Annotated in this window: 1 pseudogene; it reads right to left on the bottom strand. The window is 71.4% G+C overall.

Annotated elements, in window-relative coordinates:
- Positions 1-58: 58 nt before the first annotated feature.
- Positions 59-22,843: pseudogene (locus tag E4U91_RS39305) on the bottom strand (SDR family NAD(P)-dependent oxidoreductase); the annotation flags it as partial.
- Between the last annotated feature and the right edge of the window lie 50 nt (positions 22,844-22,893).

Here is a 22,893-nt window from a genome sequence, read left to right as displayed (position 1 = left end):
GCGTACCGCTGTCCCGGGTGCTTTCCGCGGCAGCCGGAACGGCCTGTTCGTCACCGCCCACTTCGTCGAGCAGGAGGCGTGTGATGGCGGCGGGGGTGGGATGGTCGAAGACGAGGGTGGTGGGCAGTCGCAGGCCGGTGGCCTGGGTCAGCCGGTTGCGCAGCTCCACCGCGCCCAGCGAGTCGATCCCCAGCTCGCGGAACGCGCGCTCGGGATCCACCGCCGACGCCGAGGCATGCCCCAGCACCGCCGCGACCTGGGCCACGACGACACCGACCACCATCTGCTCACGCTCACCGTCCGGCACACCGGCCAGACGCTGCGCCAGCGAACCACCACCACCGCCGGCCTGCCGCGCTTGCGTGCGCACCAGTCCGCGGAAGAGCGGTGGAAGCAGCCCGGCCCGCGCCTGCGACCGCAACGCCCCCAGATCCAGCAGGACCGGCACCTGCACCGCCGCATCCACCAACCTGGCCCGGTCGAACAACTCCAGACCCAGTTCGGTCGGCAGCGCGGCGGTGCCCATGCGCTCCAGGCGGGCGATCTCCGCCTCACCCAGCTCACCGGCCATACCACCGGCCGTCGCCCACAATCCCCACGCCAACGACGTCGCCGGCAACCCCGCCGCCCGCCGCACAGCGGCCAACGCATCCAAAGCCGCATTCGCCGCCGCATAGTTGCCCTGCCCCGGACTGCCGATCAACGCCGACACCGACGAGAACAGCACGAACGCCGACAACTCCATGCCCGCGGTCAGTTCGTGCAGATGCAGTGCGGCGTCGACCTTCGGCCGCAGCACCCGCGTCAGTTGCTCGGATGTCAGGGACTCGATCACGCCGTCGTCCAGCACACCCGCCGCGTGCACCACCGCACCCAACGGCCGCTCCAACGACCCGAGCAGCCCGGCCAGTTCCGCACGGTCGGCCACGTCACACGCCTCGACCCGCACCCGGGCACCCGAGCCCTGCAACTCGGCGACCAACTCCGCGACACCCTGGGCCGCCACACCACGACGGCTCACCAGCAGCAGATCCCGCACCCCGTACTCACGCACGAAGTGCCGGGCGAACGACGCACCCAGACCACCGGTACCACCCGTGATCAACACCGTGTCTTCCGGGTCGATCGGAGCCGGGACCGTCAGCACGACCTTGCCGACGTTACGGCCCTCACGCAGGAACCGGAACGCCTCCGCCCCCCGACGCACATCCCACGTCCGCACCGGAGAATGCCCCAACGCACCCCGCTCGAAGAGGGACACCAGCTCGCGGAGCATCTGCTGGATCCGGTCGGGGCCGGCTTCCAGCAGGTCGAAGGAGACGTACCGGACGCCGGGGCGGCCACCGGCCACCCCTTCCGGGGTACGGATGTCGGCCTTGCCCATCTCCAGGAACCGGCCGCCGCGCGGCAGCAGGTCCAAGGACGCGTCGACGAACTCCCCCGCCAGGGCGTTCAGTACGACGTCCACCCCCTCGCCGCCGGTGACCTCCAGGAACTTCTCCCGGAACGACAGGTCCCGGGACGAGGCGATCCGGTCGTCCTGGACGCCCGAGGAGCGCACCGCGTCCTGCTTGGCCAGGCTCGCGGTGGCGTAGACCTCGACGCCCCAGTGCCGGGCCAGCTGTACCGCCGCCATGCCCACACCGCCGGCCGCCGCGTGCACGAGCAGCCGCTCACCGGGCCGCACGCCGGCCAGTTCGGACAGCGCGTAGTAGGCGGTCAGGAAGACGAGCGGCATGGCCGCCCCCTGGGTGAAGGACCAGCCGGTCGGCATCGGCACGATCATCCGGTGATCGGTGATCCCGACCGGGCCGAACGGGTCCATGAGCAGACCCATGACCCGGTCGCCGGGCGCCAGATCGGTCACTTCGGCGCCGACCTCGAGGACGACGCCCGCGGCTTCGCTGCCCAGCGGCGCCTCGCCCGGGTACGTCCCGAGCGCGATCAGCACGTCCCGGAAATTCAGGCCCGCGGCCCGGATACCGACCCGCACTTCACGCGCGCCCAGGGGGCGGTCGCCGTCGGACGGCAGGAGCGCCAAGCCGTCCAGCGAACCCTTCCGTTCGATGCCCAGCCGCCAGGCACGGCCCGTCGGCTGCGCGGGGGTCCGCGCCAGCCGGGGCACGAGCAGGTCGCCACCGCGCAGGGCGACTTGCGGCTCGTCCAGGGAGGCGAGGACGTCCCAGTCGGGCTGTTCCTCGTCGCCCAGGTCGAGGAGTGTGATCCGGCCCGGGTGCTCGGACTGGGCGCTGCGCACCAACCCCCAGACCGGAGCCTGCGCCAGGTCCGGCGCCTGCTCACCCACGGCGACCGCGTTACGGGTCACCACGACCAGTCGGGACTCCCGCAGCACCTCACCGGCCAGCCACCGCTGCAACAACTCCAGCGTGCCCTGCGTGACTTCCCGTACGGCCCGTGCGGCATCCGACCCCGACGGCGAGTCGATCCCGACGGCCACCAGGTCGGGCACGTTGCCGCCTTCGGTCACCGCGCGCTCGAGGGCAGCGAGGTCCGGGTAACGCTCACCCGCGGCCGGCAACAGCCCGCCCAGCACCGCCACCGACACCGCCGACGGCACGGACGAATCCACCGCCGACACGTCCGTCACCGGCACCCACTCCAGCCCGAACAACGCGTTGTGCCCACCACCCTGCACCGCACCGGCCAACTGCGCCTGATCCACCGGCCGCACCGACAGCGACTCCACCGCCACCACCGGCACACCCCGCCCGTCCACGACATCCACCCGCATCGCAGACCCACCGGACCGCCCGATACGCACCCGCACCCGCGACCCCGCACCACCATGGCCCAACCGCACACCCGACCACGCGAACGGCAACTCCACACCCGCACCCGCATCCCGCTCCACCAACGCCGCATGCAACACCGCGTCGAACAGAGCCGGATGCACACCGAAGCCCGCACCCGTCACCCCCTCGGCGAGCTCCACCTCCGCATACACGTCCTCACCCGCACGCCACGCCGACCGCAACCCCTGGAACACCGGCCCGTACTCATAACCCGCCGCAGCCAACCGCGGATACAACGCATCCACAGCCACGGGAACCGCCCCGGCGGGGGGCCAGGCCGTGGGGAACGGCGCCGACGTCTCCGCCACCGTCGTCAGCCACCCACGTGCATGACAGACCGCCGCCTCCTCGGCCGCCTCGGGCCGGGAGAACAGCATGACCTCGCGACGGCCGGCCTCGTCCGGCGCACCGACCGTCACCTGCACCTGCCGGGCGGCGTCCTCGGCGAGGACCAGCGGCGCTTCGAGCACCAGCTCCTCCACGACCGGACTGCCGGCCAGCCGGCCCGCGCTCAGGGCCAGTTCGACCAGTGCGGTACCCGGCACGATGACCATGCCCAGCACCACGTGGTCCCGCACCCACGGCGCGGTGTCCTGGGACAGGCGGCCGGTGAAGACCCACTCGTCCCGGTCACCGACCGGCACGGCCGCGCTCAGGATCGGGTGCTCGATGCGCCCGAGACCAGCCGCTGCGGGGTCTCCGGACCCCGGGCTCTGGGAGACCCAGTAGCGGTCGCGTTGGAAGGCGTAGGTGGGCAGTTCGACGCGCTGGGCGCCGGTGCCGTTGTAGAAGGCGTCCCAGTCGACCGGGAGCCCGGCGACGTGGACGCGACCGAGGAAGGCCGCGAACGCCTCCGCCTCCGGGACTCGTGCGTTGAGCGCCGGTATGAACACCGCATTCTCGGCGTCCAGGGTTTGCTGGGCGAGGGCGGTGAGCACGGCGTCCGGGCCCACCTCGACGAAGCGGGTCACCCCTTCTTCCGCGAGCGCACGCACACCATCGGCGAAGCGGACCGCCTCGCGGACGTGGGAAACCCAGTACGTCGGGTCCGTCAGCTCGCTGGACACGAGCGTGCCGGTCACGTTCGACACGACCGGAATCCGGGGCTCGTGGAACGTCAACTCCTGTGCGATGGCCTGGAATTCTTCCAGCATCGGTTCCATGAGCGGCGAGTGGAAAGCGTGGCTGACCTTCAGACGTGTCGTCTTACGGCCGGCCTGCTGCCACTGCGGCAGCCACTCCTCCAATGCGCCGAGCTCACCGGACACCACGACGGCTGTCGGCCCGTTCACCGCAGCCACCGACACACGGCCCTCGAACCCGTTCAACGACTCGACCACTTCGGCCTCGGTCGCCTGGACCGCGACCATGCCGCCGCCAGCGGGCAACGCGCCCATCAGGCGGCCGCGTGCGGCGACCAGCGTGCACGCGTCCTCCAGGGACAGCACTCCGGACACGTGGGCACAGGCCAACTCGCCGACCGAGTGTCCGATGAGTACGTCCGGGCGAATGCCCAGCGACTGCAGCAGCCGGAACAGCGCCACCTCGACGGCGAACAGCGCCGCCTGCGTGAACTCCGTACGATCCAGCAGCCCCGCCTCCGGCGAACCCTCAGCCGCGAACAACAAGTCCCTCAGTGAACGCCCCAGCAGACCGTCCAGCCGACCACAGATCTCATCCAGCGCGTCCGCGAACACCGGGTAGGTCGCAGCCAGTTCCGCTCCCATCCCTGCGCGCTGGGCGCCCTGCCCGGTGAACAGGAAACCGGTCTTGCCGGACACCGGCCGACCCGTGACGACACCCGCGGCAGGCTGCCCAGCCGCGAGAGACGCCAGTCCTGCCAGCAGTCCGTCCCGGTTCGCGGCGGTCACTACGGCGCGCTCGTCGAACTGCGCTCGCGACATCACCGCCGAGAACGCCACGTCCACGACGTCCAGCTCGGCACGGTTCGCCACGTGCGACCGCAGCCGCTCCGCCTGGCCGGCCAGGGCGTCCGCGCTCTTGCCCGACACCACCACCGGCACCACCGGCGGACGGATCACAGGCACCTCGGCGGCCGGTTCCTTGACCGCCGGTGCCTCCTCGATGATCACGTGAGCGTTGGTCCCGCTGATTCCGAAGGAGGAAACACCCGCGCGACGCGGTCGTTCCGTCTCCGCAGGCCATTCATGCGGCTCGGTGAGCAGGGCGACGTCACCCGCATCCCAGTCGATGTGCGGCGAGGGCTCGTCGACGTTGAGTGTGCGGGGCAGCACACCGTGCTGCATCGCCTTCACCATCTTGATCACGCCCGCCACACCCGCCGCAGCAGACGTGTGGCCGATGTTCGACTTGATCGAGCCCAGCCGCAGCGGACCATTCACCCGCTCCTGACCGTAAGTGGCCAGCAGCGCCTGCGCCTCGATCGGATCGCCGAGCCGGGTGCCCGTGCCGTGACCCTCCACCGCATCCACGTCAGCAGGACTCAGCCCGGCGTTGGCGAGGGCCTGGTGGATCACCCGCTCCTGCGACGGCCCGTTCGGCGCGGTGAGCCCGTTACTCGCGCCGTCCTGGTTGATGGCGCTCCCGCGGATCACGGCGAGCACGCGATGACCGTTGCGCTGGGCGTCCGACAGCCTTTCGACCACCAGCAGGCCGAGCCCGTCCGAGAAGCCGGTGCCGTTCGCACCCGCCGCGTACGACTTGCAGCGCCCGTCGGGGGCGAGACCGCGCTGACGGCTGAACTCGACCAGCAGGTACGGTCCGGCCATCACCGTCACGCCACCGACCAGCGCCATCGAGCACTCACCGGAACGCAGCGCCTGGGACGCCATGTGCAGGGCGACCAACGACGACGAGCAGGCCGTGTCGACCGACACCGCAGGGCCTTCCAGCCCCAGGCTGTAGGCGATCCGGCCGGAGACCACGCTCGCGGTGGTACCGGTGAGCCGGAAGCCCTCCAGGTCGGGGGTCATCGAGCCGCCGTAGTCGGAGGAGACGACACCGCAGAAGACGCCGGTGTCGCTGCCGCGCACCGAGGCCGCGTCGAGGCCGGCGTTCTCCAGGGCCTCCCAGGACGCCTCCAGCAGCAGTCGCTGCTGCGGGTCCATGGCCAGGGCCTCGCGCGGGCTGATGCCGAAGAAGTCCGCGTCGAAGTCGCCGACGTTCTCCAGGAAGCCACCGCCGCGTGTGGTGAGCGTCCCGGTCTGCTCGGGGTCGGGGTCGTAGAGGCGTTCCAGGTCCCAGCCCCGGTCGGTGGGCAGGGGTGAGATCGCGTCCCGGCCCTCTGCCACCAGGCGCCACAGGTCCTCTGGGGACGTCACCCCTCCCGGGTAGCGGCACGCCATGCCCACGATCGCCAACGGCTCGTCCGCCGTGGGACGACGGCGTTTGGAACGCACCGGCGCAGCGGCCGGCTCCACGCCGCCCACTTCGTTGAGCAGGAGGCGTGTGATGGCGGCGGGGGTGGGATGGTCGAAGACGAGGGTGGTGGGCAGTCGCAGGCCGGTGGCCTGGGTCAGCCGGTTGCGCAGCTCCACCGCGCCCAGCGAGTCGATCCCCAGCTCGCGGAACGCGCGCTCGGGATCCACCGCCGACGCCGAGGCATGCCCCAGCACCGCCGCGACCTGGGCCACGACGACACCGACCACCATCTGCTCACGCTCACCGTCCGGCACACCGGCCAGACGCTGCGCCAGCGAACCACCACCACCGCCGGCCTGCCGCGCTTGCGTGCGCACCAGTCCGCGGAAGAGCGGTGGAAGCAGCCCGGCCCGCGCCTGCGACCGCAACGCCCCCAGATCCAGCAGGACCGGCACCTGCACCGCCGCATCCACCAACCTGGCCCGGTCGAACAACTCCAGACCCAGTTCAGTCGGCAGCGCGGCGGTGCCCATGCGCTCCAGGCGGGCGATCTCCGCCTCACCCAGCTCACCGGCCATACCACCGGCCGTCGCCCACAACCCCCACGCCAACGACGTCGCCGGCAACCCCGCCGCCCGCCGCACAGCAGCCAACGCATCCAAAGCCGCATTCGCCGCCGCATAATTGCCCTGCCCCGGACTGCCGATCAACGCCGACACCGACGAGAACAGCACGAACGCCGACAACTCCATGCCCGCGGTCAGTTCGTGCAGATGCAGTGCGGCGTCGACCTTCGGCCGCAGCACCCGCGTCAGTTGCTCGGATGTCAGGGACTCGATCACACCGTCGTCCAGCACACCCGCCGCGTGCACCACCGCACCCAACGGCCGCTCCAACGACCCGAGCAGCCCGGCCAGTTCCGCACGGTCGGCCACGTCACACGCCTCGACCCGCACCCGGGCACCCGAGGCCTCCAGCTCGGCGACCAACTCCGCGACACCCTCGGCCACGGCACCACGACGGCTCACCAGCAGCAGATCCCGCACCCCGTACTCACGCACGAAGTGCCGGGCGAACGACGCACCCAGACCACCGGTACCACCCGTGATCAACACCGTGTCTTCCGGGTCGATCGGAGCCGGGACCGTCAGCACGACCTTGCCGACGTTACGGCCCTCACGCAGGAACCGGAACGCCTCCGCCCCCCGACGCACATCCCATGTCAGCACCGGAGAATGGCTCAACACACCCCGCTCGAACAGCGAGACGACCTCGCGAAGCATCTCCTGCAGGCGCTCGGGGCCGGCGTCGAACAGGTCGTACGCCTGGTACTGGACGCCGTTGCGTGTCCGCCCCATCTCGTCGGCGTCACGGATGTCGGCCTTGCCCATCTCCAGGAACCGGCCGCCGCGCGGCAGCAGGTCCAAGGACGCGTCGACGAACTCCCCCGCCAGGGCGTTCAGTACGACGTCCACCCCCGCACCGCCGGTGACCTCCAGGAACTTCTCCCGGAACGACAGGTCCCGGGACGAGGCGATCCGCTCCCCGGCCATGCCGCGTTCGGTCAGCGCGTTCCACTTCGAGGGACTCGCGGTCGTGAAGACCTCCGCACCCAGGTGCCGCGCCAGCTGCACGGCGGCCATGCCGACACCGCCGGCCGCCGCGTGCACCAACAGGCTTTCGCCGCGCTGCAGTCCGGCCAGGTCGACCAGTCCGTAGTACGCGGTCAGGAAGACCACCGGGACCGAGGCGGCCTGCGAGAACGACCACCCTGACGGCATGGGCACGATCATCCGCCGGTCCGCGACGGTCACTGGGCCGAAGGCGTCGGCCATGAGGCCCACGACCCGCTGGCCCGGAGCCAGGTCGGTCACCTCGGGACCGACTTCGAGGACCACACCGGCCGCCTCCGTACCGAGCGGCACCTCGCCCGGGTAGAGGCCCAGCGCGATCAGTACGTCCCGGAAGTTCAGGCCCGCGGCCCGGACTCCGATGCGCACCTCACCGGCGCGGAGCGTGCGGTTCCCGTCGGAACGGACGAGGGTGAGGCTGTCGAGCGAGCCCTTGCGCTCCGTGCCCAGTTGCCAGAGGTCCGGCACCAGAGCATTCGCCGCATGCCCGAGGCGGGGCGCGAGCAGGTCATCGCCACGCAGGGCGAGCTGCGGCTCGTCCAGGGAGACGACGAGATCCCAGTCGGGCTGTTCCTCGTCGCCGAGGTCGAGGAGCGTGATCCGGCCGGGGTGCTCGGACTGGGCACTGCGTACCAGACCCCACACCGGAGCCTGCGCCAGGTCCGGCGCCTGCTCACCGACAGCGACCGCGTTACGGGTCACCACGACGAGCCGGGACTCCCGCAGCACCTCAATGGCCAGCCACCGCTGCAACAACTCCAGCGTGCCCTGCGTGACCGCATGTACGACCGACGCCACGTCGGTGCCTTCGTCCGGCTCGACTCCGACCAGGACGACGTCCGGGGCGGCAGCCCCCTCGGTCACCGCGCGCTCCAGCGCCGCGAGGTCCGGGTAACGCTCACCCGCCGCCGAGAGCAGCCCGCCGAGCACCGCCAGCCGGGCGGACCCGGTCGGCTCCCCCGTCACCGGGGTCCACTCGACCTGGTACAGAGAGCCGTCGCTCGCCTTCGTGCCCTGGAGCTGTGTCCGGTCGACGGGCCGGAAGGCCAACTTGGCCACGCTCGCCACCGGTACACCGTCCTCACCGGCGATGTCGAGGCGCAGCGCCGAAGCTCCGGCCGATCCGATCCGCACCCGGACCCGGGCCGCACCACGCTGCCCGAAGCGGACGCCGGACCACGAGAACGGCAGGCTCGCCGACGTGCCGTCGCCGGTGTCCAGCCAGTCCAGGCCACCGTGCAGCGACGCGTCGAACAGCGCCGGGTGGATGGCGAAGCCCGCCGCCGCGTCCACCTCGTCGTCCGGGAGCGCCACCTCGGCGTACACCGTGTCCTCGTCGCGCCAGGCGGCACGGACCCCCTGGAAGGCAGGTCCGTAGTCGAATCCGATGTCGCTGACCCGGGCGTAGAGCGCGTCCACGGCGACCGGTTCCGCGTCGGCCGGCGGCCACTGCGCCGACCAGTCGACAGCCGCGTCGTCCGCCGTGACCAGGGTGCCACGGGCGTGGCAGACCGCCTGCCGTCCGGCTTCGCCCTCGCCCTGGCCCTCGGGACGGGAGTAGAGGCCGACTTCGCGTCGGCCGTCCTCGTCCGCTTCACCCAGCTTGACCTGGAGGTGGACCGAGGTGTCCACGTCCAGGATGAGCGGCGCTTCGAGCACCAGCTCCTCGACCACCGGGCTGCCCGCTTCCCGGCCGGCCGCACCGGCCAGTTCGACCAGGGCCGTGCCCGGCACGATGACCATGCCCAGCACCACGTGGTCCCGCACCCACGGCGCGGTGTCCTGGGACAGGCGGCCGGTGAAGACCCACTCGTCCCGGTCACCGACCGGCACGGCTGCGCTCAGGATCGGGTGCTCGATGCGCCCGAGGCCGGCGGCGGTCGGGTCGCCCGCTCCGGCGCCCGGCGCCACCCAGTAGCGCTCGCGCTGGAAGGCGTAGGTGGGCAGTTCGACGCGCTGCGCGCCCGAACCGTTGTAGAAAGCGTCCCAGTCGACCGGGAGCCCGGCGACATGGGCACGCCCGAGGAACGTCGCGAACGCCTCCGCCTCCGGGACACGAGCCTTCAGCACGGGTGCGAACACCGCGTCCTCGGCGTCCAGCGTCTGCTGGGCGAGGGCGGTGAGTACGGCGTCCGGGCCCACCTCGACGAAGCGGGTGACGCCCTCTTCCGCGAGCGCACGCACGCCGTCGGCGAACCGGACCGCCTCGCGGACGTGGGAAACCCAGTACATCGGGTCCGTCAGCTCGCTGGAGACCAGACCGCCGGTCACGTTCGACACGACCGGAATCCGAGGTTCGTGGAACGTCAACTCCCGCGCGATGGCTCGGAACTCATCCAGCATCGGTTCCATGAGCGGTGAGTGGAAAGCGTGGCTGACCTTCAGACGTGTCGTCTTACGGCCGGCCTGCTGCCACTGGGGCAGCCATTCCTCCAAGGCGCCCAGTTCACCGGACACCACGACGGCTGTCGGGCCGTTCACCGCGGCCACCGACACACGGCCCTCGAACCCGGCCAGTGACTCGACCACTTCGGCCTCGGTCGCCTGCACGGCGACCATGCCGCCGCCTGCGGGCAATGCGCCCATCAGGCGGCCGCGTGCCGCGACCAGCGTGCAGGCGTCCTCCAGGGACAGCACACCCGCCACATGGGCACACGCCAACTCGCCCACCGAGTGACCGACCAGTACGTCCGGGCGAATGCCCAGCGACTCCAGCAGCCGGAACAGCGCCACTTCTACGGCGAACAACGCCGCCTGCGTGAACTCCGTACGATCCAGCAGCCCCGCCTCCGGCGAACCTTCCGCCGCGAACAACAGCTCCTTCAGCGAACGCCCCAGCCGCACATCCAACTCGGCACAGATCTCATCCAGAGCGTGGGCGAACACCGGATACGCAGAGGCGAGTTCCGCTCCCATTCCCGCCCGTTGGGCGCCCTGTCCGGTGAACAGGAAACCGGTCTTGCCGGACACCGGCCGATCCGTGACGACACCCGCACCAGGCTGCCGACCCGCGAGAGACGCCAGACCCGCCAGCAGACCGTCCCGGTCCGCGGCCGTCACCACCGCGCGCTCGTCGAACTGCGCCCGCGACGTCACCGCCGAGAACGCCACGTCCACGACGTCCAGCTCGGCACGGTTCGCCAGGTGCGACCGGAGCCGCTCCGCCTGACCGGACAACGCAGCCGCGCTCTTGGCGGAGAGGACCACCGGCACCACCGGCGGACGCCGCACCACGGCCACCTCAGCGACCGGCTCCTCGACCGCCGGTGCCTCCTCCAGGATCAAGTGCGCGTTCGTCCCGCTCACACCGAACGACGACACACCCGCCCTACGAGGCCGCTCAGCCCGCACAGGCCACTCATGCGGCTCGGTCAGCAGCGTGACGTCACCCGCATCCCAGTCGATGTGCGGCGACGGCTCATCCACATTCAGCGTGCGCGGCAGCACCCCGTGCTGCATCGCCTTCACCATCTTGATCACACCCGCCACGCCCGCCGCAGCAGACGTGTGGCCGATGTTCGACTTGATCGAACCCAGCCGCAGCGGACCGCTCACCCGCTCCTGACCGTACGTCGCCAGCAGCGCCTGCGCCTCGATCGGGTCACCCAGGCGAGTGCCCGTGCCGTGGCCCTCTACCGCATCCACGTCAGCAGGGCTCAGGCCGGCGTTCGCCAGCGCCTGGCGGATCACCCGCTCCTGCGACGGCCCGTTCGGCGCCGTGAGCCCATTGCTCGCACCGTCCTGGTTGACCGCACTGCCCCGTACGACACCGAGAATCCGGTGACCATTGCGCTGCGCATCCGACACGCGCTCCAGGACGATCAGGCCCAGGCCATCGGAGAAGCCGGTGCCGTCGGCGCCAGCCGCGTAAGACTTGCAGCGCCCGTCGGGGGCGAGACCGCGCTGACGGCTGAACTCCATGAGCAGGGTCGGTCCGGCCATCACCGTCACGCCGCCGACCAGGGCCATCGAGCACTCGCCGGAGCGCAGGGCCTGGGACGCCATGTGCATCGCGACCAGGGACGACGAGCAGGCCGTGTCGATCGACACCGCGGGGCCTTCAAGCCCCAGGCTGTAGGCGACCCGGCCCGAAACGACGCTGGTAGTGCCGCCGGTCAGTCGGAATCCTTCGAGTTCCGGCAGGGAGCCCGCCGGGGTCGCCGCGTAGTCGGAGGGACCCACACCGCAGAAGACGCCGGTGTCGGTGCCGCGCAACGAGACCGGGTCCAGTCCGGCGTCCTCGATGGCTTCCCACGCGGCTTCCAGGAGGAGCCGCTGCTGCGGGTCCATCGCCGTCGCCTCACGCGGACTGATCCCGAAGAACCCCGCGTCGAAGTGACCGGCGTCCTCCAGGAAACCGCCACCACGCGTGGTCACCGTCCCGGCATGATCCGGGTCGGGATCGTAAAGGCGTTCCAGGTCCCAGCCCCGGTCGGTCGGCAGACCCGAGACCGCGTCCCGGCCCTCCGCCACCAGCCGCCACAACTCCTCCGGGGACGTCACCCCACCCGGATAACGGCACGCCATACCCACAATCGCCAACGGCTCGTCCACCACAGCACGACGACGCTTCGCACGCACCGGCGCAGCAGCCGACTCCACACCCCCCACCTCAGCCACCAGCAACCGCGCCACCGCCGACGACGTCGGATGATCGAACACCAACGTCGACGGCAACCGCACACCACTGACCTGCGACAACCGGTTACGCAACTCCACCGCACCCAGCGAATCGAACCCCAGATCCCGGAACGCCCGATCCGCATCGATCACCGAACCCGACGCATGACCCAACACGGCAGCCACCTGCCCCCGCACCAGATCAAGAACAACCCGCTCCCACTCACCCCGCGCAACACCCGCCAACTGCCGCGCCAGCGAACCACCCCCACCAGCACGCCGCACCGGCATCCGCACCAACCCACGGAACAACGCCGGCAACAACCCCGCACGCGCCTGCGACCGCAACACCCCCAGATCCAGCACCACGGGCGCAACCAACGCCTCACCCGACCCCAACCCCCGGTCGAACAACTCCAGACCCAGTTCAGTCGGCAACGCTGCGGTGCCCATGCGCTCCAAGCGGGCGATCTCCGCCTCACCCAGCTCACCAGCCATACCACCGGCCGTCGCCCACAACCCCCACGCCAACGACGTCGCCGGCAACCCCGCCGCCCGCCGCACAGCAGCCAACGCATCCAAAGCCGCATTCGCCGCCGCATAATTGCCCTGCCCCGGACTGCCGATCAACGCCGACACCGACGAGAACAGCACGAACGCCGACAACTCCATGCCCGCGGTCAACTCGTGCAAATGCAACGCGGCATCGACCTTCGGCCGCAGCACCCGCTCCAGTTGCTCGGACGTCAGGGACTCGATCACACCGTCGTCCAGCACACCCGCCGCGTGCACCACCGCACCCAACGGCCGCTCCAACGACCCGAGCAGCCCGGCCAGTTCCGCACGGTCGGCCACGTCACACGCCTCGACCCGCACCCGCGCACCCGAGCCCTCCAGCTCGGCGACCAACTCCGCCACACCCTCGGCCGCCACACCACGACGGCTCACCAGCAGCAGATCCCGCACCCCGTACTCACGCACGAAGTGCCGGGCGAACGACGCACCCAGACCACCGGTACCACCCGTGATCAACACCGTGCCCTCGGCATCCCATGGCGAACGCTCGGCGACGCCGGACAGGGCGGCCCTGACCAGGCGCGGCGCGAGCATCCGACCGGCACGGACGGCCAGCTGCGGTTCACCGGTCGCCAGGACCGTTCCCCAGTCGGGCAGGTCCTCGCCGTCGACATCGAGCAGCAGGAACCGGTCCGGGTGCTCGGACTGCGCACTGCGCACCAAGCCCCACACCGGGGCCTGCGCGAGGTCCGGCGCCCCTTCACCTACGGCGACGGCGTTGCGGGTCACCACGGCGAGCCGGGTCCCGGAGAGCCGCTCGTCGGCAAGCCACCGCTGGAGCAGACGCAGGGTGTTCTCGGTGACCTCGTGCATGGCTGCCGCGTCGGCCCGCGCCGAGCCGTCGACCACCGCGACGACCATGTCCGGCGCGGCCGCGCCCTCGGCCAGCGCCTGCTCCAGGGCGTCGTCGAGGACGGAGACCCGGGGAGCCTCGACGCCGGCCTCGATCACGACCTCGGTCCAGTCGACGCGGAACAACGCGTCACCGTGCTCCCCTCGCGTGTCCTTCAGCTGCGACGGCTCGACCGTGCGGAACGCCAACTTGGTCACCAGGGCGACCAGTTCGCCTTCTTCGGAGGCGATGTCGACGCGCAAGGAGGAATCACCTGCCGAGCTGATCCGCACCCGGACCCGGGCGGGGCCGCCCTGTCCGAAGCGGACACCGGACCATGAGAACGGCAGTCGCGCGGACCCGTCACCCAGATCGAGCCAGTCGAGTCCGCCGTGCAGCGATGCGTCGAACAGGGCCGGGTGGATGCCGAAGCCCTTGGCCGACTCGATGTCCTCTTCGGGCAGCGCCACCTCGGCGAGGACCTGGTCGCCGTCGCGCCACGCGGCCTGCAGGCCCTGGAAGACAGGGCCGTAGTCGAAGCCCAGCTCGGCGAGCCGTGCGTAGAGCCCGTCCACACCGATCGGCTCAGCGTCGACGGGAGGCCACTGGGCCGGCACCCACGACGGGTCCGCCGGGGTCTCGTCCTGCGTGAGGAGGCCACGCGCGTGGCAGGTCCCCTCGCCCTGCCCTCCCTCGGGCTGCGAGTAGATCGCGACCGGGCGACGGTCGTCCTCGTCCGGCTCTCCGACCGTCACCTGCACACGGACGGCCGTGTCGGAGTCCAGGATCAGCGGTGCCTCGAGGACCAGTTCGTCGAGCAGCGGGCTGCCCGCTTCCCGGCCGGCCGCACCGGCCAGCTCGACCAACGCCGTGCCGGGCACGACGATCATGCCGAGGACGCCGTGGTCCTGCGTCCACGGCGCGGATCCCTGCGACAGGCGGCCGGTGAACAGCCACTCGTCCCGGTCACCGACCCGCACCCCGGCTGCCAGCACGGGGTGGCTGATGCGTCCGAGGCCTGCGGCGGCCGGGTCGCCCGCTCCAGCGCCCGGCGCCACCCAGTAGCGCTCGCGCTGGAAGGCGTAGGTGGGCAGTTCGACGCGCTGGGCGCCCGAACCGTCGTAGAAAGCGTCCCAGTCGACCGGGAGCCCGGCGACATGGGCACGCCCGAGGAAGGCCGCGAACGCCTCCGCCTCCGGGACACGAGCCTTCAGCGCCGGTATGAACACCGCGTCCTCGATGTCCAGGGTTTGCTGGGCGAGGGCGGTGAGCACCGCGTCCGGACCCACCTCGACGAACCGGGTCACACCCTCTTCCGCGAGCGCACGCACGCCGTCGGCGAAACGGACCGCCTCACGGACGTGGGAAACCCAGTAGCCCGGGTCCGTCAGCTCGCTGGACACCAGCGTGCCGGTCACGTTCGACACGACCGCTATCTGCGGCTCGCTATACGTGAGTCCTTCCGCCACCGCACGGAACTCGTCCAGCATCGGTTCCATGAGCGGCGAGTGGAAAGCGTGGCTGACCTTCAGACGCGTCGTCTTACGCCCGGCCTGCTGCCACTGCGGCAGCCACTCCTCCAACGCGCCCAGCTCACCGGACACCACGATCGCCGTCGGCCCATTCACCGCAGCCACCGACACACGACCCTCAAAGCCGACCAGCGACTCGACCACTTCGGCCTCAGTCGCCTGCACCGCGACCATGCCACCACCGGCTGGCAACGCGCCCATCAGACGGCCCCGGGCCGCGACCAGGGTGCAGGCATCCTCCAGGGACAGCACACCCGCAACATGGGCACACGCCAACTCGCCCACCGAGTGCCCCACCAGTACGTCCGGGCGCACTCCGAGCGACTCCAGCAGCCGGAACAGGGCCACCTCGACCGCGAACAACGCCGCCTGCGTGAACTCCGTACGATCCAGCAGCCCCGCCTCCGGCGAACCCTCGGCCGCGAACAACAACCCCCTCAGCGAACGGCCGAGCGGCGCATCCAGCTGGGCGCAGACCTCGTCGAGTGCTTCGGCAAACGCCGGGTGAGCAGCAGCCAGCTCCGCTCCCATCCCCGCCCGCTGCGCACCCTGTCCGGTGAACAGGAAGCCGGTCTTGCCGGACACCGGCCGACCCGTGACGACAGCCGCGGCAGGCTGCCCAGCCGCGAGAGCCGCCAGACCCGCCAGCAGTCCGTCCAGGTCCTTCGCGGTCACCACCGCGCGCTCCTCGAACTGCGCCCGCGACACCACCGCCGAGAACGCCACATCGACAACATCCAGCTCGGCACGGTTCGCCAGGTGCGACCGGAGCCGCTCCGCCTGACCGGACAACGCAGCCGCGCTCTTGGCGGAGAGGACCACCGGCACCACCGGCGGACGCCGCACCACGACCACCTGAGCGGCCGGCACCTCCGCCTGCGGCGCCTCCTCGATGATCACGTGAGCGTTGGTGCCACTGACGCCGAACGACGACACACCTGCCCGACGCGGGCGTTGCCCGTCTGCGGTCCACTGCGTGGCCTCGGTCAGCAGCTCCAGCTCACCGGCCGACCAGTCGACGTGCGGCGAGGGTTCGTCGACGTTGAGTGTGCGGGGCAGCATCCCGTGCTGCATCGCCTTCACCATCTTGATCACACCCGCCACACCCGCCGCGGCGGACGTGTGGCCGATGTTCGACTTGATCGAGCCCAGCCGCAGCGGACCATTCACCCGCTCCTGACCGTAAGTGGCCAGCAGCGCCTGGGCTTCGATCGGATCACCGAGGCGGGTGCCCGTGCCGTGGCCCTCCACCGCATCCACGTCAGCAGGGCTCAGGCCGGCGTTGGCGAGGGCCTGGCGGATCACCCGCTCCTGCGACGGCCCGTTCGGCGCCGTCAACCCATTGCTCGCACCATCCTGGTTGACCGCACTGCCCCGGATGACCGCCAGCACGCGATGGCCGTTGCGCTGGGCATCCGACAGCCGCTCCACCACCAGCAGGCCGAGCCCGTCCGAGAATCCCGTCCCGTCCGCCCCGGCCGCGTACGACTTGCAGCGCCCGTCCGGCGACAGGCCGCGCTGGCGGCTGAACTCCTGCAACAGGAACGGCCCGGTCAGGACTGTCACTCCGCCGACGAGGGCCATCGAGCATTCGCCAGACCGCAGCGCCTGCGCAGCCATGTGCATCGCGACCAGCGACGACGAGCAGGCCGTGTCCACCGACACCGCTGGGCCTTCCAGCCCCAGGCTGTACGCGATACGTCCCGAGACGACACTCGACGTGGTACCCGTCAGCCGGAAGCCCTCCAGCTCGGGCGGCGTCGACGCGCCGTAGTCGGAGGTCACCACACCGGTGAACACGCCGGTGTCCGAGCCGTGGAGCGACGTCGGGTCGATGCCGGCGTCCTCGATGGCTTCCCACGCGGCTTCCAGCAGCAGCCGCTGCTGCGGGTCCATCGCCGTCGCCTCACGCGGACTGATCCCGAAGAACCCCGCGTCGAAGTGACCGGCGTCCTCCAGGAAACCGCCACCACGCGTGGTCACCGTCCCGGCATGATCCGGGTCGGGATCGTAAAGGCGTTCCAGGTCCCAGCCCCGGTCGGTCGGCAGACCCGAGACCGCGTCCCGGCCCTCCGCCACCAGCCGCCACAACTCCTCCGGGGACGTCACCCCACCCGGATAACGGCACGCCATACCCACGATCGCCAACGGCTCGTCCACCACAGCACGACGACGCTTCGCACGCACCGGCGCAGCAGCCGACTCCACACCCCCCACCTCAGCCACCAGCAACCGCGCCACCGCCGACGACGTCGGATGATCGAACACCAACGTCGACGGCAACCGCACACCACTGACCTGCGACAACCGGTTACGCAACTCCACCGCACCCAGCGAATCGAACCCCAGATCCCGGAACGCCCGATCCGCATCGATCACCGAACCCGACGCATGACCCAACACGGCAGCCACCTGCCCCCGCACCAGATCAAGAACAACCCGCTCCCACTCACCCCGCGCAACACCCGCCAACTGCCGCGCCAGCGAACCATCTCCACCAGCACGCCGCACCGGCATCCGCACCAACCCACGGAACAACGCCGGCAACAACCCCGCACGCGCCTGCGACCGCAACGCGCCCGCATCCAGCACCACGGGCGCAACCAACGCCTCACCCGACCCCAACCCCCGGTCGAACAACTCCAGACCGAGGGAGACCGGCAGGGCTCCGACGCCCTGCCGGGCAAGACGGGCCAGCTCGTTTTCGTCCAGGGTGCCGGTCATTCCCGTTGCGTTGGCCCAGAGGCCCCACGCCAGCGAGGTAGCGGGCAGCCCGTCGGCCCGGCGGGCGGCGGCGAGGGCGTCCAGGAACGCGTTGGCGGCAGCGTAGTTGGCCTGGCCGGAGCTGCCGACCAGCGCCGCGACGGAGGAGAACAGCACGAACGCCGACAGCTCCATGTCCGCGGTCAGCTCGTGCAGGTGCACCGCCGCGTCGAGCTTCGGCCGCAGCACCCGCGCCAGTTGCTCCGACGTCAGCGACTCGATCACACCGTCGTCCAGCACACCGGCCGCGTGCACCACCGCACGGAGCGGGCGCTCCAGCGAGCCGATCAGCCCGGCGAGTTGCTCCCGGTCGCCCGCGTCGCATGCCTCGACGCGTACCTGGGCCCCTGACGCCTGGAGTTCGGCGACCAGTTCACCGGCGCCGGCGGCCGCCATTCCGCGACGGCTGACCAGCAGCAGGCTGCGCGCCTGGTGCGCGTCGACGAGATGCCGTGCGACCAGGGCGCCCAGCCCGCCGGTACCGCCGGTGACCAGGACCGTGCCGTCGGAGAGCGGTGCGCCGGAGGGCGCTGCACCCACCCGGGCCAGTCGCGGGGCGAGCAGCCGGCCGTCGCGCACCGCGAGCTGCGGTTCGTCGGCGGCAGCCAGGGCGGCCCACCGCGGCGCGTCGCCTCGGGACGTGAAGTCGAAGGCGGCGACGGAGGCGGGCTCGGACTCGGACTCGAAGTCGAAGTCGGCCAGGAGGAACCGGCCCGGGTGCTCGGACTGCGCGCTGCGCACGAGCCCCCAGACGGGTGCGACGGTCAGATCCGGTGCCTCGTCACCGACCGCGACGGCGCCTCGGGTCGCCACCACCAGGCGCGCGCCCGCGAGGGTGGCATCAGCCAGCCATTCCTGCACCAGCCGCAGGGTGCGCTCGGAAACAGCGCGTGCGGCGGTCGCCACCGGCCCGGCGGCCGAGCCGTCGATCAGGGCGACGACGAGGTCCGGGACCGCTGCGCCGTCCGCGACGGCACGGCTCAGCGCGGCGAGGTCGGCGTGCCCGTCCGGGCGGCCGAGCACCTCGACGGCCACCGGCTCGGGGGTGGTCTCGGTGGGGACCTCCGCCCAGTCGACGCGGAACAGGGCGTTGGTGGTCCCCCGCTGAGCGCCGGCCAGTTGCTCCTGGTCGACTGGGCGTACGGCGATGGACTCGACAGAGACCACTTCGGTGCCGGATTCGTCCACGGCGTCGAGCCGCAGCGCGGAGTCGCCGGTCGCGACCGTGCGCACGCGCAGCCGGGTCGCTCCGCGCTTAGCGAGCCGCGCACCGGACCAGCTGAACGGCATCTTGCGTGCGCCGTTCTCACCCTCCAGCAACAGGACGGCGGCGCCGCTCTGCAGGGCGGCGTCGAACAGGGCGGGGTGGATACCGAAGCCCGCGGCGGCCGCCCCGTCGGGCAGCTCCACCTCGGCGTACACGTCGGCGCCGTCGCGCCACAGCGCGCGCAGGCCCTGGAAGACGGGACCGTAGTCGTAGCCGATGTCGGAGAGGCGTGCGTACGCGTCCTCGACCGAAACGGCCTCGGCTTCACCCGGCGGCCATTCGGCAGGCCAGTCCGCCACCCGCTCGGTGTCGGCGGCGAGCGTGCCCCGGGCGTGGCAGATCGCTTCGTGCCCGGTCGCGTCCCCGGCTTCGGGCCGGGAGTAGATCGCGACGGGCCGACGGCCTTCCTCATCGGGCTCGCCGACCGTGACCTGGACCTGGACCGGCTGGTCGTCCTGCAGGATCAGTGGCGCTTCGAGGACCAGTTCCTCGACGACCGGACTGCCGGCCTGACGTCCTGCGGCCAGGGCCAGTTCTATGTGTGAGGTGCCGGGAACCACCATGTTGCCCAGCAGCACGTGCTCGGCCGTCCACGGCTGCGTCTCGGTGGACAGGCGACCGTTGAACAGCCACTCGTCCCGGTCACCCACCCGCACCCCGGCCGCGAGCACGGGATGGTCCACCCGTGCCAGGCCGGCGGCGGCCGGGTCGACCGCTCCAGCCGTCCCGGACGGCAGCCAGTAGCGTTCGCGTTGGAAGGCGTAGGTGGGCAGTTCGACGCGCTGCGCGCCCGAACCGTTGTAGAAGGCGTCCCAGTCGACCGGGAGCCCGGCGACATGGGCACGCCCGAGGAACGTCGCGAACGCCTCCGCCTCCGGAACACGAGCCTTCAGCACGGGCGCGAACTCCGCGTCCTCGACGTCCAGCGTCTGCTGGGCGAGGGCGGTGAGCACGGCGTCCGGACCCACCTCGACGAACCGGGTCACGCCCTCGTCCGCGAGCGCACGCACACCATCGGCGAAACGGACCGCCTCACGGACGTGAGAGACCCAGTAACCCGGGTCCATCAGCTCGCTGGACACCAGCGAGCCGGTCACATTCGACACGACCGGGATCCGGGGCTCGTGGAACGTCAGCCCCTGCGCCACCGCACGGAACTCCTCCAGCATCGGTTCCATGAGCGGCGAGTGGAAGGCGTGGCTGACCTTCAGACGTGTCGTCTTACGGCCGGTCTGCTGCCACTGCGGCAGCCACTCCTCCAACGCGCCCAACTCACCCGAAACGACCACCGCGCTCGGCCCGTTCACCGCAGCCACCGACACCCGGCCCTCGAACCCGGCCAGCGACTCGACCACTTCGGCCTCGGTCGCCTGCACCGCGACCATGCCACCACCGGCAGGCAACGCACCCATCAACCGACCACGCGCCGCAACCAGCGTGCAGGCATCCTCCAGGGACAGCACACCCGCCACATGGGCACACGCCAACTCGCCCACCGAGTGCCCGACCAGTACGTCCGGGCGCACACCGAGGGACTCCAGCAGCCGGAACAAGGCCACCTCGACCGCGAACAACGCCGCCTGCGTGAACTCCGTACGATCCAGCAGCCCCGCCTCCGGCGAGCCCTCCGCCGCGAACAACAGCTCCTTCAGCGAACGCCCCAGCCGCACATCCAACTCGGCACAGATCTCATCCAGAGCGTCGGCGAACACCGGATACACCGAAGCGAGTTCCGCTCCCATGCCCGCCCGCTGGGCGCCCTGCCCGGTGAACAGGAACCCCGTTCTGCCGGACACCGGCCGGCCCGTCACGACACCCCCACCAGGCTGCCCAGCCGCAAGAGCCGCCAGGCCCGCCAGCAGACCGTCCCGGTCCGCAGCGGTCACCACCGCACGCTCGTCGAACTGCGCCCGCGACACCACCGCCGAGAACGCCACGTCCACGACGTCCAGCTCGGCACGGTTCGCCACGTGTGACCGCAGTCCCTCCGCCTGCCCCGCCAACGCGTCCGCGCCCTTGCCCGACACCACCACCGGCACCACCGGCGGACGCAGCACCACGGCCACCTCAGCGGCCGGCTCCTCGACCGCCGGCGCCTCCTCCAGGATCAGGTGCGCGTTCGTCCCGCTGATGCCGAACGACGACACACCCGCCCGACGCGGGCGTTCGGCCTCCGAGGGCCACTGCACCGGCTCGGTCAGCAGCTGCACGTCGCCGGCCGACCAGTCGATGTGCGGTGACGGCTCGTCCACGTTCAGCGTCCGCGGCAGCACCCCGTGCTGCATCGCCTTCACCATCTTGATCACACCCGCCACGCCCGCCGCAGCGGAGGTGTGGCCGATGTTCGACTTGATCGAGCCCAGCCGCAGCGGACCGCTCACCCGGTCCTGGCCGTACGTGGCCAGCAGCGCGTGCGCCTCGATCGGGTCGCCGAGCCGGGTGCCCGTCCCGTGACCCTCCACCGCGTCCACATCGGCAGGGCTCAGGCCGGCGTTCGCCAGCGCCTGGCGGATCACCCGCTCCTGCGACGGCCCGTTCGGCGCCGTGAGCCCGTTGCTCGCGCCGTCCTGGTTGACGGCGCTGCCCCGGATCACGGCCAGCACGCGGTGGCCGTTGCGCCGCGCGTCCGACAGCCGCTCCATGACGACCAGGCCGACGCCGTCGGAGAAGCCGGTACCGTCCGCGGACGCGGCGTAGGGCTTGCACCGTCCGTCGGGGGCAAGACCGCGCTGACGGCTGAACTCCTGCAGCAGGAACGGGCCGGCCAGGACCGTCACGCCGCCGACGAGGGCCAGCGAGCACTCGCCGGAGCGCAGTGCCTGCGCAGCCATGTGCATCGCGACCAGCGACGACGAGCAGGCGGTGTCCACCGTCACGGCCGGACCCTCGAAGCCGAAGCTGTAGGCCACCCGGCCGGACACCACGCTGGACGCGGTGCCGGCCAGGCGGAAGCCCTCCAGCTCGGGCTGGACAGTGCCGCCGTAGTCGGACATGACCGCGCCGGCGAAGACGCCGGTGTCGCTGCCCCGCAGCGAGGCCGCGTCGAGGCCGGCGTCCTCCAGGGCTTCCCAGGACGCCTCCAGCAGCAACCGCTGGATCGGGTCCATGGCAGTCGCCTCGCGCGGGCTGATCCCGAAGAACCCGGCGTCGAAGTCGCCGACGCGGTCGAGGAAGCCGCCCCCGCTCGCGTAGACCTTGCCGGCCTGGTCGGGGTCGGGGTCGTAGAGCCGTTCCACGTCCCAGCCACGGTCGGCCGGCAGGGGGGAGACCGCGTCGCGGCCCTCCGCCACCAGCCGCCACAGCTCCTCCGGCGAGTCCGCGCCGCCGGCGTAGCGGCAGCTCATGCCCACGATCGCGATGGGTTCGGTGGCCTGGGCCAGCAGCCGGCGGTTCTGCTGCCGCAGGCGCTCGGTCTCCTTCAGGGACTTGCGGAGCGCTTCGACCAGCTCGTTCTGGTTGGCGGGCATCGCCTTGGTTCCCCCGTCCGGTCGCGTTCCCGCGGCCGTGTTCGCAACTG

Source organism: Streptomyces lasalocidi (genome assembly GCF_005280215.1).
In the GTDB taxonomy this organism is placed as follows: domain Bacteria; phylum Actinomycetota; class Actinomycetes; order Streptomycetales; family Streptomycetaceae; genus Streptomyces; species Streptomyces longwoodensis.
Note: the sequence above shows the minus strand (reverse complement) of the source record. Positions and strands in the feature narration are given on the sequence as shown.